The sequence below is a fragment of the Anabaena sp. PCC 7938 genome (assembly GCF_049315035.1).
GTDB lineage: Bacteria > Cyanobacteriota > Cyanobacteriia > Cyanobacteriales > Nostocaceae > Anabaena > Anabaena cylindrica.
In genome coordinates this window covers 25,583-41,869 of the sequence record NZ_CP186040.1, presented here as the reverse complement: position 1 = coordinate 41,869, position 16,287 = coordinate 25,583, and the positions used below count along the sequence as shown (strand labels likewise).

Annotated in this window: 18 protein-coding genes and 1 pseudogene; 7 read left to right on the top strand and 12 right to left on the bottom strand. The window is 39.7% G+C overall.

The features are described 5' to 3' along the window. The first annotated feature begins 172 nt into the window (after positions 1-172). The gene (gene psbA / locus ACOWPH_RS31125; RefSeq protein ID WP_015214267.1) at positions 173-1,255 is read left to right on the top strand and encodes a photosystem II q(b) protein; all 1,083 of its coding nucleotides are present in this window, start codon (positions 173-175) and stop codon (positions 1,253-1,255) included. 138 nt (positions 1,256-1,393) lie between these two features. On the opposite strand, the gene ACOWPH_RS31120 is transcribed toward psbA, so the two are convergent. The 6 genes from ACOWPH_RS31120 to ACOWPH_RS31095 form a co-directional block, all read right to left on the bottom strand. Beyond that, positions 1,394-1,735, bottom strand: a complete 342-nt coding sequence (locus tag ACOWPH_RS31120; protein WP_015214266.1) for a type II toxin-antitoxin system VapC family toxin — start codon at positions 1,733-1,735, stop codon at positions 1,394-1,396. 3 nt (positions 1,736-1,738) lie between these two features. Then, the gene (locus ACOWPH_RS31115) at positions 1,739-2,056 is read right to left on the bottom strand and encodes a hypothetical protein (protein WP_242043036.1); all 318 of its coding nucleotides are present in this window, start codon (positions 2,054-2,056) and stop codon (positions 1,739-1,741) included. A gap of 80 nt (positions 2,057-2,136) precedes the next feature. Continuing rightward, positions 2,137-2,406 (bottom strand): hypothetical protein, encoded by a 270-nt coding sequence (locus tag ACOWPH_RS31110; RefSeq protein ID WP_015214264.1) that lies wholly within the window; start codon positions 2,404-2,406, stop codon positions 2,137-2,139. Next, positions 2,393-3,046: a ParA family partition ATPase gene (gene parA / locus ACOWPH_RS31105; RefSeq protein ID WP_015214263.1), complete on the bottom strand. Its 654-nt coding sequence runs from the start codon at positions 3,044-3,046 to the stop codon at positions 2,393-2,395. The genes ACOWPH_RS31110 and parA overlap by 14 nt, the downstream gene beginning before the upstream one ends. Before the next feature lie 456 nt (positions 3,047-3,502). After that, positions 3,503-3,709: a hypothetical protein gene (locus ACOWPH_RS31100; RefSeq protein WP_150111004.1), complete on the bottom strand. Its 207-nt coding sequence runs from the start codon at positions 3,707-3,709 to the stop codon at positions 3,503-3,505. A gap of 338 nt (positions 3,710-4,047) precedes the next feature. Then, on the bottom strand, positions 4,048-4,215 hold the full coding sequence (locus ACOWPH_RS31095) for a hypothetical protein (RefSeq protein ID WP_171815786.1): 168 nt from the start codon (positions 4,213-4,215) through the stop codon (positions 4,048-4,050). 209 nt (positions 4,216-4,424) lie between these two features. On the opposite strand from ACOWPH_RS31095, the gene ACOWPH_RS31090 reads away from it, so the two are divergent. Beyond that, positions 4,425-7,424, top strand: a complete 3,000-nt coding sequence (locus ACOWPH_RS31090; protein WP_190645347.1) for an ATP-binding protein — start codon at positions 4,425-4,427, stop codon at positions 7,422-7,424. Here ACOWPH_RS31090 and ACOWPH_RS31085 read toward each other — a convergent pair. Continuing rightward, positions 7,359-8,081 carry an IS1 family transposase gene (locus ACOWPH_RS31085; protein WP_015213505.1) on the bottom strand — a complete coding sequence of 241 codons (723 nt, stop codon included), beginning with the start codon at positions 8,079-8,081 and terminating at the stop codon, positions 7,359-7,361. The two genes, ACOWPH_RS31090 and ACOWPH_RS31085, sit on opposite strands and share 66 nt — an antisense overlap. 215 nt (positions 8,082-8,296) lie before the next feature. Between ACOWPH_RS31085 and ACOWPH_RS31080 the strand changes: the two genes are divergently transcribed. After that, a complete protein-coding gene (locus tag ACOWPH_RS31080; protein WP_052334519.1) occupies positions 8,297-9,931 on the top strand; it encodes a hypothetical protein in 1,635 nt (544 codons plus the stop codon). 95 nt (positions 9,932-10,026) lie between these two features. On the opposite strand, the gene ACOWPH_RS31075 is transcribed toward ACOWPH_RS31080, so the two are convergent. Then, positions 10,027-10,983 carry a nucleotidyl transferase AbiEii/AbiGii toxin family protein gene (locus ACOWPH_RS31075; RefSeq protein ID WP_015214260.1) on the bottom strand — a complete coding sequence of 319 codons (957 nt, stop codon included), beginning with the start codon at positions 10,981-10,983 and terminating at the stop codon, positions 10,027-10,029. Further along, on the bottom strand, positions 10,980-11,708 hold the full coding sequence (locus ACOWPH_RS31070) for a DUF6088 family protein (RefSeq protein ID WP_015214259.1): 729 nt from the start codon (positions 11,706-11,708) through the stop codon (positions 10,980-10,982). Before ACOWPH_RS31070 ends, ACOWPH_RS31075 begins: the two co-directional genes overlap by 4 nt. 200 nt (positions 11,709-11,908) lie before the next feature. Here ACOWPH_RS31070 and ACOWPH_RS31065 point away from each other — a divergent pair, with 200 nt between their 5' ends. After that, the gene (locus tag ACOWPH_RS31065; RefSeq protein WP_015214258.1) at positions 11,909-12,199 is read left to right on the top strand and encodes a hypothetical protein; all 291 of its coding nucleotides are present in this window, start codon (positions 11,909-11,911) and stop codon (positions 12,197-12,199) included. A gap of 363 nt (positions 12,200-12,562) precedes the next feature. Here ACOWPH_RS31065 and ACOWPH_RS31060 read toward each other — a convergent pair whose 3' ends face one another. Then, positions 12,563-12,799: a hypothetical protein gene (locus ACOWPH_RS31060; protein WP_422665770.1), complete on the bottom strand. Its 237-nt coding sequence runs from the start codon at positions 12,797-12,799 to the stop codon at positions 12,563-12,565. A 25-nt stretch (positions 12,800-12,824) separates the two neighbouring features. Then, positions 12,825-14,288: a VWD domain-containing protein gene (locus ACOWPH_RS31055; protein ID WP_422665775.1), complete on the bottom strand. Its 1,464-nt coding sequence runs from the start codon at positions 14,286-14,288 to the stop codon at positions 12,825-12,827. 296 nt (positions 14,289-14,584) lie between these two features. On the opposite strand from ACOWPH_RS31055, the gene ACOWPH_RS31050 reads away from it, so the two are divergent. Continuing rightward, positions 14,585-14,809, top strand: coding sequence for an AbrB/MazE/SpoVT family DNA-binding domain-containing protein (locus tag ACOWPH_RS31050; RefSeq protein ID WP_015214255.1), 225 nt, complete (start codon positions 14,585-14,587; stop codon positions 14,807-14,809). Further along, positions 14,806-15,198 carry a type II toxin-antitoxin system death-on-curing family toxin gene (locus ACOWPH_RS31045; RefSeq protein ID WP_015214254.1) on the top strand — a complete coding sequence of 131 codons (393 nt, stop codon included), beginning with the start codon at positions 14,806-14,808 and terminating at the stop codon, positions 15,196-15,198. Before ACOWPH_RS31050 ends, ACOWPH_RS31045 begins: the two co-directional genes overlap by 4 nt. A 47-nt stretch (positions 15,199-15,245) precedes the next feature. On the opposite strand, the pseudogene ACOWPH_RS31040 reads toward ACOWPH_RS31045, so the two are convergent. After that, a pseudogene (locus tag ACOWPH_RS31040) lies at positions 15,246-15,515 on the bottom strand (ABC transporter ATP-binding protein); the annotation flags it as partial. Positions 15,516-15,824: 309 nt separating this feature from the next. Between ACOWPH_RS31040 and ACOWPH_RS31035 the strand changes: the two are divergent. Then, a complete protein-coding gene (locus tag ACOWPH_RS31035) occupies positions 15,825-16,247 on the top strand; it encodes a tyrosine-type recombinase/integrase (protein ID WP_015214253.1) in 423 nt (140 codons plus the stop codon). Positions 16,248-16,287 lie beyond the last annotated feature (40 nt).

Genomic DNA, 16,287 nt, shown 5'->3' with positions numbered 1-16,287 from the left:
TCAACCATTCCCGAAAAAATTCGCGCCTTTAGATAAGTAAATATTATACTTTGTATCATTTTTACTGAAGCTAATTTACTTGCTTAACTTTTGTAAAGCAGTGTAAAGTATTGTTACAGACAAGAAACAAACTTGTCTGATTTATAAAAAACATAACCGCAATCATAAAACCATGACCACAGCCATTCAACAGCGCCAAAGCGCTAACGTATGGGATCGATTCTGCGAATGGATCACCAGCACTGAAAACCGCATCTACATCGGTTGGTTCGGAGTCTTGATGATTCCTACTCTACTATCTGCGATCGCTTGTTTCGTAATTGCATTCATCGCCGCTCCCCCCGTAGACATCGACGGTATCCGCGAACCAGTAGCAGGTTCATTACTTTACGGAAACAACATCATCTCCGGTGCAGTTGTTCCTTCCTCCAACGCAATTGGATTACACTTCTACCCAATTTGGGAAGCAGCTTCCTTAGATGAGTGGTTGTACAACGGTGGACCTTACCAACTAGTAATATTCCACTTCTTAATCGGCGTAGCTTGCTACCTCGGTCGTGAATGGGAACTTTCTTATCGCTTAGGTATGCGTCCTTGGATTTGCGTAGCATTCTCTGCACCAGTAGCAGCAGCAACCGCAGTATTCCTAATCTACCCCATCGGTCAAGGTTCATTCTCAGACGGTATGCCTTTGGGTATCTCTGGAACCTTCAACTTCATGATCGTGTTCCAAGCTGAACACAACATCTTGATGCACCCCTTCCATATGTTGGGAGTAGCTGGTGTCTTCGGTGGTTCCTTGTTCTCTGCAATGCACGGTTCTTTGGTTACATCTTCACTAGTTCGTGAAACAACCGAAACCGAATCACAAAACTACGGTTACAAATTCGGTCAAGAAGAAGAAACCTACAACATTGTTGCAGCACACGGTTACTTCGGTCGCTTGATTTTCCAATACGCTTCCTTCAACAACAGCCGTTCACTTCACTTCTTCCTCGCTGCTTGGCCAGTAATCGGTATCTGGTTTACCGCTTTGGGTGTTAGCACAATGGCTTTCAACTTGAACGGTTTCAACTTCAACCAATCCATCATTGATTCTCAAGGTCGTGTGATTGGTACATGGGCTGACGTAATCAACCGCGCTAACTTGGGTATGGAAGTAATGCACGAACGCAATGCTCACAACTTCCCCTTAGACTTGGCTGCTGGTGATGTTGCTCCTGTTGCTCTAACCGCACCTGCAATCAACGGTTAATCTTTCTAGACATAAGATAATAACTTCTCTGTCAATAAAAGGCGCTCTTCCGAAAGGGAGGGCGCTTTTGATTTGGGGGTCAAGTTGACGCAAAGGCAACTTAAAGTAAGTATCTAGACAGAATTAATTACACATTGATTATTTACCAATTCTTTGCCCGTCCAGGATTTCACTTCGGACAGCATGATCTACCACAAGCTTTTCCCATTCTTGGTAAATTGCTTCGGTATCCAGCAATAGAGGGAAAAATGCCTTTAAGCGATTAATTTCAGCTTCAGCTTCTGCGGCGCTATGTCCCAAGCCGTTCCTCTCCACAGGTCGAGTGTAAACATTCCAAAACTCAATTAAGTTTTGCGGTACAATGCACAGCTGCTCGCCTTGCGATAGCAAAGTGGCGATGGCATTACTTGCATCCCCATACATTGGGTGAGATGGTTCGACGCTACGCAGAAGTAGGTTTGTGTCTACAAGAAAAGCCACGCTTCACTCCTCATCTGAGTACATACTTTCGCGGCTGACAGCATAGTCGGATAAAAGTGGTGTATTGCGGTCGTGACTATCTGCCCACTCCTGAAAAGCTTGTGACAATTCAAAAGGAGTAGCAGTCTCGTATAAAGGACGCTCCGCTTGTGGTTTCACTAACCGCTCAAGCATCGTATCAAGGTATGGCTTAATTTGCTCAGGACTCAGAGTTGTTATCTTCGCCAGAACCTGGGTGATTACCTCGATATCTTCTTTGTGGGCTTCCTCTTTCATGACGAAGCATCTCCGAAACTTGACTGTTCGTAAGCATAACAGCATCACCTTCTAGATTACTTTTATAATAATGTAAATATGTTATTTTGTAATAATCTACAAATGTAATAATGTTAATTATTACATTAATCCTTCAACTCCTGTTCAATGAGGGAAATCATTAGTTCCTTGATGCTCATCCCTTTCTTAGTAGCGCAAATTTTAATTGTCTGATGCTGGGTTTCTGTTACCTCAAAGGTAATCCGCTTCATCTTGCTATTGCTGGGTTCTTCCTTGGGAATAGAGGCTTCAACACCATTACGACTTTCAACCCATGCTGCTTGCTCATCTATAACAGGCGTTGTCTTCACTCCAGGCTTTAAGCTTAGTTTTGATGTTCTTTTAGTTTCTGCCATGATTCGTTGGTTCCTTTACAAATGCTAAAATTTCCTCACAAACTGCCCTGACTTCATCCGCCGCAGCACTTTTTGGAGCAGTTTCCAAAACTGTACTGCCGCTATTTAAGCACTCAGCAAAAACTACTCGTTGGCTAATTTGGGCGTTCAATACTGGGAATGGATACTGCTGTAACACTTCGGATACTTCCCGCGCAATGCTGCTATTGACAACCTTCCGGTTAACCAAAAATGCAGCTGACAAATCTGGTTTATATATAGTTGCTTCCTGAATTAGCTCGACGACTTCATGCACTGCCCAGATATCTAGGGGTGATGGCTGGATGGGGATTAGCACAAAATCTACTGCCATAATTGCCGAACGGGTGAGGTCGGAAACTCTGGGCGCACCATCAATCAGTACGTATTCATACCCCTGTGCTAATTTGGGCAATTCTTTGTGGATAATCGGCCGATCTAACGCCATGACGCTAAATGGTGCTTCTTCGTTACGGGCTGCTGCCCAATCACGGGATGAGCCTTGGGGGTCAGTGTCTACAAGTAATACTCGATACCCTTTTAATTTCAAAGCATGGGACAGATGGATGGATACTGTTGTCTTACCACTGCCCCCTTTTTGGTTCAGAATGGCAATTTTCATAAATGTAAGTTTGTGTTTTTGTAATTAGTTACATTATTACAAAGCTAAAACACTTGCCATAAAAAGCTTTATGGATATATACAATTTATTAATTTAACATAATTACAAATTAACAGATGTAATTAATTACAATTTTACATATAATGCTGGAAAAATAAGGCTTCATATTTTCTAAATATTGTTACCAGTATGAAAGTATATATTTTAGCTACTTATCAAAATTACATGATCAAAAACGCTAGTCCCAACTCCAGTTAAAATGCTCAAAAAAGCAAATAATCCTAGTACAGCAGAGATTACACGAAATGGCACTTTTGTTTACCAATTGGGGTATCTCGCAAGCTATCCCAATTGGACAAGTAGAGAAAACCGAAGTGAAAATTACTGGCTTATTCCAAAAAATAGATAGCCAACATTATCTCGTATTTATAATCGGATAACGTTGACTACTAGCAACTATTTTTTATCTAGCTTTTTATCCTTAGCTATCTTTCCTTCACGGTTAGTTGACTTTTTCTTTTCAGGCTTCTTTCCACACAATTGTTCCACTTTTTCAATCAGAACTATAACTCTCCAAGCTGTGTCTAGGAAATTGGCATCAGGCTTGACCGCTGTAAAATAACTTATGGTCATTACTAGAATCAGTAGTATAAACTTGTTCATGAGTTTACCTTTATTTGAACAAGTTATTGGCTGCATGGAATATCTGTGAGTGTGTCAACGTTTTGTTAGTTAAAAAATCCTCAAACTTTCCTTGCAAGAGCGATCGCTCTAAATCGCTGAAAATATTTTTTGTTATTCAGTCTTGACATATGAGTAATGTCAAGTTTATGCTTGAGCGTATAAACGGCCGTTAATTTTCACATAATTCCAATTTTCAACCCGTGCTATCAGCAAAATTTAGCACTGGTAAGTTTTTAATGAAATAAAGTGTCTGCACCCTTGATGGGATACCAGAGGTATCCCATCAAGGGTGCAAATAAATGTTATAGTGTGTTTTTTTAGTTATAGTTTAGCGATCGCTTCGTAGGCTTCTTTCCACACAATTGTTCCACTTTTTCAATCAGAACTATAACTCTCCAAGCTGTGTCTAGGAAATTGGCATCAGGCTTGACCGCTGTAAAATAACTGATGGTCATTACTAGAATCAGTAGTATAAACTTGTTCATGAGTTTACCTTTATTTGAAAAAGTTATTTTTGCATGGAATATCTGTGATTGTGTCAACGTTTTGTTAGTTAAAAAATTCTAAAACTGTCCTTGCAAGCCGGAGCAGTTGGTGGTAGAAATCAATTAGCTGGCATTATAGTTTTTCAAGTTGAAACAACCAATGAGAAAAATGAGTATATAAATATACATTATCTTTAATACGGGTATAAATGGCTGAAGCAGCAAAGCAACAAAGTAATCCTTTTTCTACTGGTGGTGGTGGACCAAACTTTGAAACGCGAGTTCAAGCTGCGTTCACTGTTCTTATGCTGACTGGCCGACTTGCACCCTGCCTACCGCCTTTTCCCATCATAAGAATCAAGCTACAAGGGCGTTACGCTGGCTTTAATACTGATGATTTTATTGTATTCACAAAACAGTCAGAAACTGACAAAGAAGCAAAGCTGCTAGCTCAAATAAAACATGACATTAATATCACGGAAAATAACAAAATTTTTGCTGAAGTAATTCAAAGTACTTGGAATGATTTTAATGACGAAAGTTTTGATTCTAATACTGATGCCCTCGCTCTTATTACGGGTCCTTTGAGCGCAACTGATATCAACGATGTGCGACCTATTCTTGAATGGGCAAGGCACGCTGAAAATGAAGAAGAATTTTTTATCAAAATTAATACTGCTAATTTTAGTAGTAATGCAAAAAGAAAAAAGTTAGAAGCGTTCAAAACACATTTGAAGACTGCAAATAACGAAACTGATGTTTCTCACAGGCAGTTATGGGAGTTCTTAAAAGTTTTTCATATCATTGGCTACGATTTAGATACAGTATCAGGGAGTACGTTGTCCCTACTTTACTCTCTAATTGCTCAGTATTCACAGATACCTGCATCGAATTTGTGGAGCAGCATCGTTACCTATGTTGAGAACTACAACCAAAATGCAGGAACACTTACTTTAGAAAGCTTACCAGAAGACATTAGGACAGCATTTAGTACCGTTACTTCTTCTAGTTGGTTATCAGATGTCAGTAAGCTCAAGGATCATGGGAATTACATTTTAGCTGGTATAAGAACTACTATTGGTGGAATTCATATTCAGCAATCAGATGCATTTGCTCAATTACTCAGCTTTACTGAAACCTCCAGTTTTGTTTTCGTGTCTGGTGAGCGCGGGGCTGGAAAATCTGGCCTAATACGAGAATTCTCAGACTATGTAGGCGAACGCGCCCCTATCTTCTGTTTACGCACAGAGGATTTGGATAAAGCCCACCTCGATAATGTATTTTCAGCAATGGGCTTAAGAAGTTCGCTTCGGGATTTAGAAGCAGGTTTCGCTTTAATGCCAAAAAAATACTTGGTTATTGAATCATTAGAAAAGCTTCTTGAGTTAGAGAAAACAACAGCATTTATAGATTTGCTTGATTTACTGAAAAAACAGCAAGGTTGGACTGTTATTGCTACTGGTCGTGACTATGCATATCAACTAATAACTTTTCACCATCTTCAACCTTTTGGGATTAACTTTACGACGCTTACATTAAGTGGTTTTAGTCATGACCAAGTTCAGTATCTATGCAAACAACTTGAACCTTTACGAAAACTTTCTGATAATCCAACTTTGAATCTGTTGCTGAAATCTCCATTTTTTGCGGATTTAGCATATAGAGTTCTTCAAACTGGAACAGAGTTTATGCCTGATGATGGTGAAAAGGAGTTTCGCACCGCCGTCTGGCGAGACGTGATTGCAAAAGAACAAGTGCGAGCAAACGGGATGCCATTTAAGCGTAGGCAAGCTTTTACGGATATCGCAGTTCATCGCGCTAAACAGATGGTCTATGGAGTGCCAGAGAGTGAGTTTAATAGCGATGCTGTTTTCAAGCTCGAAGAGGATAATTTAGTTCGTCGCGATTCCAAGAATGGTCTCGTTAGCCCAGCACACGACGTTCTAGAGGATTGGGCGCTCGAACAATACATTGAGGATGCTTATCGGAGACACTTAGGCAACACGCAGAATTTTCTTAATGCAATAGGTAATAAACCTGCAATGAATCGTGCGTTTCGCTTGTGGCTTCACCAAAAATTGAGGTACGGTGAGAACCTTGATGGTTTTATTCGCTCTGTTCTTAGTAGTCAAGATGTCCAAAGATACTGGCAAGATGAAACTATTGCTGCGGTACTTCAAGGTGATAATCCAGACCAGTTTCTCAGACTGTTAAAGAATCAACTTTTTTTAGAGAATGGAGAACTTCTAAAACGTTTCTGCTTCATCCTCCGAATAGCTTGTCAAACGCCAGAGCAGACGTTAACTTTAAGACCAAAAGAAAATGATGAAAGAACTTTAGTTGATGCTTTGTTTCTTAAGCCTTATGGTCAAGGCTGGAAAGCTGTTATTTGCTTCCTCTTTGAAAACAAGGAACTTCTATCAGAAACTTTAGTACCACATATAACAGCAGTATTAAATAACTGGTCATCTATTCTTCATATAGACGAAGAACTGCTAGTACCAGCCCGTGAAGCAGGGTTACTAGCCCTTCATTTATTAGCCTATCTTAAAGAATCATACAGAGACGATGGTGATAGAAACAAGCTACTTAGCATCATTATAAAAACCATTTCAGCAATACGTGAAGAGTTTTTGGAGCTTTTAGAGACAGATGTTTTCGCGAATGGAACTGGTGAGAGATCGCACCGACCACACTACGTCGAAGAGTTTTGTAAAATGGCTTTTCAAGGCGTTGAAGCAGCTTTCTTCTGCAAGAATGATCCAAATACACTAATCAAGCTGGCGTACTCTGAATGGTTAATTGAGAAATCCAGGAAAAGTAACACATACCATTACAGAAGCATCGGTGGGGTAAATCATTACTTCAGCCTCTACGAGCATCGGTATGAGTTTTTTCCTGCTAGTGGGGCTAAAGGTCCATTTCAATATCTTTTGCGTTTCCATCCAAAAAAGGGCTTAGATTTTATTTTAAATTTGCTTAATATTGCAGCAGAAGAGTATGCCCATTCTGATTTAGATAAACCGCATCGCTACTCATCGACACAACGAGACTTGTCAGAATCGGTAGTGGAACCATTAACTATCCAGTTAAATGATGGGACAAAAATTCAGGGTAGTGGTAAATATGTAGTGATAATAAAATTAGGCGCTACAACAAGAATTATAATGATGAATAAAATACCAGATAGCACCAATATGATTATCTAACTTTTTAGAGAAGGATAAAGTCTTTCTAACCAAACGAGAAATTCTTTGACGCATTGTATTATTAAAGCGTTCAATATGGTTAGTCTTGCCACTTTCTTTCCCTACTGCCTGATGACGTTTGCTAGGAATAACTTGTGCGTAAGCTGCCCAAAAATCTGTATAGCAAACAGCACATTGACGATAAACTGGTGGTAGAGAATTCCATAATCCCCTAGCGCCATCTTCACTGCGGTCGCCTATGTAAACTCCAACTATTTCTCTAGTTTTTTTATCCAAAGCTAACCAAATCCATTGCTTATTACCCTTATGACCTACAAATGACCAAGCCTCATCACACTCAATAGTCAATTTACCTCTTGGTTTGGCTGAAACATTTACCTGAGTCGGAATCTGGGCATATTTATTATTCACATATTTTTGCAACCAAGTCTCTGAAACACGAGCAGCACGAGCAATACCTGCGAGAGGTATTTTCTCAAGTAAAAGTCTATCAATCAGTTCTATAGTATCTTTGCTAATAACTTTATTAGTGGGATTTTCTATAAACTGTCTTTTGCAGTTTTGACACTGGTATTTTGGTTTTTGATTATGAATCTTCCCATTTTTGACAATGTGTTGAGAACCACAATTGGGGCAAGTAGGTCTGGAGATTGACATCAATACTGAAATAGTTGAATTTAAAAACACTGATACTATACTACATATAACACTTAACACGTTCTCGCTAAATCATATATTTAGAAACTTTATACTTTAGAGGAGTTTCAATTAGTTGGTTAAATGTAATTCAAATTGCAACGGCTACAAATGAATAATTTGAGTTAGAAAATATAAGATTTCACTACATATTTACCACTACCGAGGCTGAAGGTTTGGAGCCTGACTTAAAGGCTCTTCAGCAACAAGCTCAAGAAAGTATTCAGGTACAAGAACGCTTCTCTGCGCTATATCTATGGGCAAGCAAAACCTTTGAATACCAGGCACTAGAGACTGAATACTATGCGACGTGGCATGAAGCTCTTGCTGAGGCAAAGGAGCTTTTTGAAGAACTTAAGGCAGGTGCAGTAAGCGAGATGGCAGCAATGTATTTTGGTGCTATTGTTACTGCTGCTGCTATTTTTGTACGAGATTATTCGGACGAGTCTAATGAAGAAGATATTTTGTGGTGTACCGAGCTAATTGGTCAAACAGTTACGGCGAATGCAGATACAGACAATTCAATTGCAGATCCGACGACAGATCACGATGGTGCAGCAGCAGCTTCATCTGTTCTCCCAATTCTATTAGACTTTGCCTCTAATGACGACGAAAAGTTTATTATTAAAAGGTTAATTTCTATTGCGTTGACACATAATAGTGCAAATGTACGCAACAAAGCAGCCGAGGGAATTAGAAATCATCTCTGGCAAAGAGATTCTGGATTTGCTCAAAGATGCATTATTGTAACACTTGAGTATGCCCGTTTTGAGCAAAATAATCATCACACAAGAAGACAAACATATTTTCTAGAAGGCGATGCTAAAAAAGCTGAATTAGACAATTTACAAGCACAGAAAGACGAATTTCGTAATCGATTCGCACGAAGTGAACTTTCGACGGATCTTGAGCAAATTTCTTTTCGCTCACACAGTTCATCGCATATTTTAAGTCCTTGCCTGATGATTCCAGATGGCTCAAGGGAACCCATCCATATCAAATTGTTGTCGAAAATGCTGAATCTCTTCTTTGAAGTTGAACAAGAAGAGAGGACGCATAAATCTGATAGAGATGATAGGTTTAGAGATGATAAATTAAGAATCAATTTTGAGGTTCGATTAAGCTTCACAAAACGTTTTTCTAAATATCTGTTCTGCTTACATGACTCAGGATTTGAAGACTATATTGACCAGTTACGAATGGGTTGTGAAATAGCACCAAGTTTTGTGGATTACCTCGTCTTATGTGTTGCAGTAGAGGCTGAAAGACAAGGTGAAAAGGAAGCTTACTGGCAATTATGGAAAGAATTATCGCAGAAGGTACAAAAGATAGCTATTGAGGTTGCTGGCTATGACTCTGACTACAGGCAGCAGGATAACAGACGCAAGTTAATTCGCGGCATATTAAAAGCTGATTTAGACTGGCAAAAAAACGATTATGAAACTCAGGATGTTGCACTTGGGAAAGACTTACTGCTTGAATTCGTCACGAACGCTGGAAAGAATCCAGACGTGTTTAACGCTCTAGCCTCACTCATGTATCATTTTCCCTCAATTTTCTTTGAATCAGGGGTACATATCCTCTCACAACATCAAAAGGAGGAGGGTGGAACTCGTTTGCTCTCAGGAGTAAATACTGCATTCTACCTAGAAATATCAATTCAGCGTTTTCTCCAGCTAGACCAAACCGGACCTTTGCCAAGAAATATGCATGAATCTTGTTTTGTGTTGCTTAATGCAATTGTTGAGACTGCTTCATCTAGAGCGTATTATCTCAGAGAACATCTGATTCGCTCTCGCAAAATTTTGTGAATTAAATAATTTTGGGTCAGCGAGGTATTCTCTGCCATATTTACAACGAATCGCACTTGTAGGTATTCCGACTGAACTCCCTGTTGGCGAATGTCTTACAAAATATTTCGTAATTGCTCAAAGCATGATTCTATTTCTTCCCATGTTGGATAATCGCCATAGCATAAATTTCTGCATTGTTGGCTATATTCCTTTGCAATTAATTGTCGTAAGTCTCCTGTTGGAAAAATTGCTATGCTCTTTGAAAAACTCAAATTTTCAGGTGGTTGATAATTATTGAAATGTTGTTGTCCAATGTTAAAACAATCTTCTTTAATGTTATTATATTCTTCCGTGTTAAGCATTTTTTGTACTTCTTGCCTTTGGGCTAAACAGTACAGATCGTAGTAATGTCTGGCGTGAGTTGCTATCGGTTGTTTTTGTTCTTTATAAAGTAACACTCTAGAGTGTATAGCAAATAATTTCTCTACAAAAGTGCGTCGGAAATGTAACAATTTCATAGGAAATGCAGATTCATCATCTGTACCTAAACTAATACCTGTTTCTTTTAAGAAATCAGCTAAATAAGAAGATATTGATATTTCTTCTACAGGATAATTCCCACTACGTATTCCTATTTCTAAGTAAACACTATTAGCTATTGCTTTATTACCTAAAAATTGAGGGTTATAGTTAAAAAAACTATTACGATGAGATCCTTTATCAGCATTACTTCTATTAAGTGTTAAGCCGGGATGCCCATCTACCAATGTTTCTATTTGTTTTAACTTTTTATAAATACTATTTTTACTAGGAAGGGGTGGATTGAAGGCTTGAGGATTCAAAAACAGGTCAATATCTTCTGAGAACCTTTCTATTAGCTTCCACCCCTTAGATAAACTCGTTCCTCCTTTAAAAATCACTTCATTTGGATAGTTTTGTGCCACAATTCGCAGAGCTTCTGTGACATAGTAATCCTTTTCAATGAACTGTTCGGTTAGCCCTGGATGTGCAAAATGTTGTTTAGCAGCTTTGATAGCATCTGTGAATTCTGGATGTTCGTACAGTTTCACTTAGCTTGCCACTCCTTGGCATAGCGAAGATTCCTTAGATTACCAAAATCAAAACGAGATACGGGGTTTAATCCTTTCTTGATTTTTACTAAGATATCTCGACTCTTTCCTAGCTCTTGCCCGATTGCTCCCAGCATAGCTCGCACTCTTGGAGGTTCTTTATCTACCACGTTAACAAGTCGCTCAAACCTATCTCCTTCTCGAAAATAATTAAGTAATTTTTGTTTTGTTTCAGTAAGAGATAACTCACTTAGTTTTCCCTTACATCTCAAAAAATCCAATAGAGATGTTTCAGTCTCAGTTAAGTCATTCCAAGTAGAAGGTCTACGAGTATGAATTTGGGCGCGAGAACCAACAATGGTGCGTGGTGCGCTATTGGCTGATGTAGCAAATTCACCTTGCACTGAATTTTGAGTTGTAAATCCTAGTAAATTTGCAGCACTAATCCCAGCAGGGTATAGATTCTCGATTCGGTTATGTTTTATTGCTAGTTTTTGGATTTCTTCTTGACATGGATGACTGCGACCAAACCTTGTCATACGAGGGCGGTAGTACAAACCTTTGCTTACTCGCATTAAAGTTCCATCTTTTTCCAAACGAGAAAGCGTTTTGCTGACCGCAGTAGCAGGATAGTCGGGGAAGTCAGCGTACATCCAATACCCTTCTTCACATTCCTCAATTCTGTTGCGGATATTCTCTGCAACACTACTCTTAGTCCGTTTCATTTTTTTATTTCAACAAGACTTAGACTTTACTCTATTGTTTTTGAGTTCTCTTCAGTTGTCAAGTTTTTTTGCAAAAAAACTTGACAACTTTGCTTCTTTTGCGTGGCGAAATGCTTTACATACAAAGGGTTCGGGCTAAAAAAACTGAAACTGAATTTTAACTGCGAGTAGAGATATACGCTAAGTAAAGATTCTCTAATATGGCGGAATTTTTCATTAATCGTTGCAATACCTCATTAATCCTGTATTACTTGCAACGGTATAGACTGGGGTATAGAAATAAGTATAAAAATAAAACAAATGAGGTGATAACTAAAGCACTTAAATTATTATCGGAGTGGGAGAAGGGGTATCAGGAATGGGAACAGGAAACACGCGAAAAGCTGGCTGTAGGACTTGCTCAAGTTGAACAAGGTGAGGTGATTGATGGTGATGTTGTTATGGCCAGATTACATGAAAAAATTAGGCAGGCGCGTGAGAGTCAAAAATAATGGAATATGTTTTATCTGTAGAGGCAACTAAGGATTTAGAAGATATTTTAGATTATTTTCTCCAACGTAATATTGATGCGGGGAAAGGTTTGTTCAGGAGTTTAATAATAAGTGTCGCAATATAGCAGTGTACAAAACTCCCAATTTGGCACAGTCTAGCCATACCCGGTAGGTGTAGCGACCTGCAATTATAAATCCCTAAACCTGCAATCATCTTTGTTTCCAGCCAGGATTAAATGCAACTATAATTTGATTTGAACCAGAATTATCTGCAACTGAATAAGTTCGTAGTAAGGACTTTAGTCCTTAAATTGAGCACTAAACCACTTACTACGAACCTAGCAAAATTGACTGCCCAAATTACTAAAATGGAAAGCCGGGAATACGAATGGGAATCGGAATATTCACCCGCGATCGCACTTCATCTAAAGCACGATTCACAGCTTTGTCAACCACTGTCTGAGTTAATACGTTGACCATGTTTTTTGCAAATCCAGCTTCACCCGTAAATCCTACATCCATAATGCAACCTTCCAGCATGAAAGTATTCACACCAGCTTGACGGCAAACCGCTTCTGCTTGGCGAATTTGATTAGGCATTAGGGAAGCCAAATTGTGATAACTTTTAGGAAAGCTGCGGTCTGTAAATGTGGCTGTAGATTGCCCTTGTTTCGTAATCAAAAAGTGAGTCCTCTTGACGGATGCGCCAACTATCCCCAAAATCTCGGTGGAGTTTGTCAAAGAAACCCTTCTCAATCTCATCCAGAGGAATAGGGGTAGGTAAAAAGTTTGTCAGCGCTCGCCGCACGGTGCTATAGCTAGATTGATCAGGTAAAACTTTGCCACCTCGAGTTTTTAGGTCATTATTGGGGCTGTTGTCAAAGTCTCCCAAAAGTCCCGTCATTTTGCCTTGATAGTTGCTGGGAACCGTCACAGTCACATTCACAAACTGCAAGCCTGCGACATGGATAGGGCGAATCATGACTTGCTCACCGCGAGAACTGGCGATGGTGTATTCTGTCCCTCGTTTTTGCAACAGTCCACCATCGGGAAGTTTCACGGTTTCATCATTGAGGGTGACAACTTCACCATTCACCCGCAAAATGGCTGTGTCAGATTTACCCTGATTTTCAATATAATAGCCGACGCGATCGCGCCCAATCTTAGCAGCAACGGCTGTATTCAAGCTGAGTTCTTGTTTGGGGACAGGGACTTGGCGAGTTTGAACGATAAATTGTTTATCTGTAGATTGTCCCAGCAGAAACTCACCCACGGTTTGGAAACTGTAACGGAAACCATCTAGGGTGATAATGTGGGGGTCTCCATAGCTGCTCCCTGTTCCCTGGGAACCACCACCTGATGAACCAGAAGAGTTACCCGATGAATTATCACCACCATCATTATTATTGTTAGTTCCATTACCGTTGGAGCCGTTGCTAGAACCATTACCAGAACCCTGGTTAGCAGGCTGGAAAAGCTCTTTTGGGAGCGTAACAGAGCGATTGGCATTTTCCGGATCTTCAGGTTCACAAGCTTGTGATGGACCCACTAGATAGGTTTGATAATCATTAGGATCTGGGGTAGCAGGGTCATTGTCACGAACTAAACTGGGAATTCTTAATAAGGTTGCTTTGCCTTTGTCGTCAATGCTTGGGCCAATGTTTGGGTATTTGGGATTGGGGGGATGTGTGTGGTACATCCCGACGGTGAAAATATTACTGGTATCCGGTGGAGGCGTGCCAATATCGACTTCCTTATCACCAGTTTGGGGATCTCCAGCTTTCACGGGAGTGACAGAATAGTCTCCTGTCTGCTTGTTCCACTGAATCCATCTTCCCCGTTCCACTTGGTCTTTTAGCCCTGCTTTCCAGTCTAAATCCATAGCATCTTGGACAATTTTGCTAGTGGAAATGCTGAGAATACCAGGGAATTCCGGGTGATCTCCATTGCAACGAGTACGCAGTTGTGCTTGAGCAACAGAAGAAAAATTGACTAATAACAGTGTGGTGATTAAGAAGAGAATGATCGAAAATTGCCACCTTCCCAGGAATCGAAAGCACCGGGGCAGAGGAGAGCGAATTTCTGGCATAAAGCTAATTTCCTGGTAAAAAGGCGAGTATCTATTATTTTGAGGAATTTATATTGGCAAACAACTCAACTTGATCTAAAGATGAAAAGAACTGTTTAGGAGTTGCAAGAGATTGTAGCTTTCAATTTCATTGTTTGAGCTTAACCGACAAGTATTGTCTCTACTCCTGAATCAATACGGGTGGAAACCAAACATGATTAGACTTGTTTTAATATATGTATAAGCATATTTTTATCTACGGTTTAAAAAAATATGTTATTACAATAGTATTACTCTTATCAAGAGGCTATTGACTTATGTACACCTTAAAAATTCGTAAAGTCGGGAATTCCTTGGGTGTAACATTGCCTAAAGAAGCCCTGCAAAAACTTAGAGTTCAAGAAGGAGACAGCGTATTTGTCACTGAAACCCCAACAGGTGTTCATGTGACTGCTTGTAATCCTGATTTTGAAAAAGCAATGGAAGCCTACAGAAAAGTCAGCACAAAATACAGAAATGCACTTCATGAGTTAGGGAAATGAATGGAATTTTCTGGTTAGATGAAACAATTGTTAGAGCTATACATGAAGACCAATTAACACAGCATGGCGGTCTTGCAGGTGTGCGAGATAACAATTTGTTTTTAGCTAGTTTAGATAGACCGAAGAATTTACTTGCTTATGGTGAACCTACACCCACCTTATTTGATTTAGCTGCGGCTTATGGTTATGGATTTGCTAAAAACCATGCTTTCATAGATGGTAATAAACGGGTAGCTTTCGTAGTGATGGCTACCTTTCTGGAATTAAATGGATATTCGTTGGATGTTCCAGAACCGGAAGTTGTTTTAATAATGGAACGACTAGCAAACGGTCAAGAAAGTCAAGAAACAATATCAGAATGGCTTCAAGAAAATTCTATTAAATATTAATTGTTGTGGCAAGTAACTGTTGGCAAGAAGACAAGTAAATACCACTGCTACTGATACCCAGCAGCTTGTAATAAAAACAACTTAGCATAACGTCCTCCTGCCTGTATTAATTCGTCATGAGTTCCCAGTTCCACAACAACGCCATCTTCTATAACTGCGATTTTGTCAGCCATGCGTACTGTTGAGAAACGGTGGGAAATCAAAAGTACCATTTGATGTTGAGTAATAGCCCGAAAATGATTAAAAATCTCAAACTCAGCTTGGGCATCTATTGCTGATGTTGGTTCATCCAACACTAAGATATCAGCTTGCGCCCGCAGTAAGGATTGACAAATTATTATTCCCCGTTGGCTGCCTGCTAGTAAAATTATTGCGATCGCTTCTAATCCTACATACAATAAAGGCGCATAATTATTGACAAAACCATTGCCGTTGGAATTGGGGTAAAGACAAGATACGCGCAAAATTTAGCACGACGTAAAGTTTTGTAAAGTATTCATGTATTTATGCCTTTCAAACATTGCCTAGTTTGAGTCAATTTAGGCAATGTATAATGAAGAGAGCAACAGATCATCAAGCTTTCAGTCATTCTTACACAACCACCTCAACTTCCCTTTTCGGCAAAGATGATTTCTCACCCTCATCCCCCTGTAAAAGTAGCGTCAAAGCGAGAGCGGGAATATTTGCGTCCAAAGGAAGTGGAAGCGATGATCAAAGCAGCGCATTCATTCGGAAGACACGGAGTTCGAGATGCAGCCATTATTTTACTAATGTTTCGGCATGGACTTCGCACCGCAGAGTTAGTTTCTCTGAAATGGTCACAAATTGATTTGAACGACGGATATATAGAGATAAGAAGAGTAAAACACGGGCATGATAGCACTCATCCCCTACGCGCTCCTGAATTAAGGTCATTGCGTCAGATTAAACGAGATTATCCTGAAACCCAGTATGTGTTCGTCTCCGAGCGCAAAGCCCCCCTGTCCACCCGAACTATCCGTCACATTATAGCCAGAGCCCCAGATACGTGTAGCGACCTGCAATACTAATCGGTCAAACCTGCAATCAAGGGATTTTCAAACCAGGATT

Bases quoted from the DNA above. Each gene is read 5' to 3' on its own strand.
- ACOWPH_RS31115 (WP_242043036.1), bottom strand. From the start codon at position 2,056: ATGCTGTTATGCTTACGAACAGTCAAGTTTCGGAGATGCTTCGTCATG.
- ACOWPH_RS31050 (WP_015214255.1), top strand. From the start codon at position 14,585: ATGTACACCTTAAAAATTCGTAAAGTCGGGAATTCCTTGGGTGTAACA.
- parA (WP_015214263.1), bottom strand. From the start codon at position 3,046: ATGAAAATTGCCATTCTGAACCAAAAAGGGGGCAGTGGTAAGACAACA.
- ACOWPH_RS31035 (WP_015214253.1), top strand. From the start codon at position 15,825: ATGATTTCTCACCCTCATCCCCCTGTAAAAGTAGCGTCAAAGCGAGAG.
- ACOWPH_RS31100 (WP_150111004.1), bottom strand. From the start codon at position 3,709: ATGAACAAGTTTATACTACTGATTCTAGTAATGACCATAAGTTATTTT.
- ACOWPH_RS31110 (WP_015214264.1), bottom strand. From the start codon at position 2,406: ATGGCAGAAACTAAAAGAACATCAAAACTAAGCTTAAAGCCTGGAGTG.
- psbA (WP_015214267.1), top strand. From the start codon at position 173: ATGACCACAGCCATTCAACAGCGCCAAAGCGCTAACGTATGGGATCGA.
- ACOWPH_RS31070 (WP_015214259.1), bottom strand. From the start codon at position 11,708: ATGAAACGGACTAAGAGTAGTGTTGCAGAGAATATCCGCAACAGAATT.
- ACOWPH_RS31045 (WP_015214254.1), top strand. From the start codon at position 14,806: ATGAATGGAATTTTCTGGTTAGATGAAACAATTGTTAGAGCTATACAT.
- ACOWPH_RS31060 (WP_422665770.1), bottom strand. From the start codon at position 12,799: ATGCCTAATCAAATTCGCCAAGCAGAAGCGGTTTGCCGTCAAGCTGGT.
- ACOWPH_RS31065 (WP_015214258.1), top strand. From the start codon at position 11,909: ATGGCGGAATTTTTCATTAATCGTTGCAATACCTCATTAATCCTGTAT.
- ACOWPH_RS31095 (WP_171815786.1), bottom strand. From the start codon at position 4,215: ATGAACAAGTTTATACTACTGATTCTAGTAATGACCATCAGTTATTTT.
- ACOWPH_RS31085 (WP_015213505.1), bottom strand. From the start codon at position 8,081: ATGTCAATCTCCAGACCTACTTGCCCCAATTGTGGTTCTCAACACATT.
- ACOWPH_RS31090 (WP_190645347.1), top strand. From the start codon at position 4,425: ATGGCTGAAGCAGCAAAGCAACAAAGTAATCCTTTTTCTACTGGTGGT.
- ACOWPH_RS31055 (WP_422665775.1), bottom strand. From the start codon at position 14,288: ATGCCAGAAATTCGCTCTCCTCTGCCCCGGTGCTTTCGATTCCTGGGA.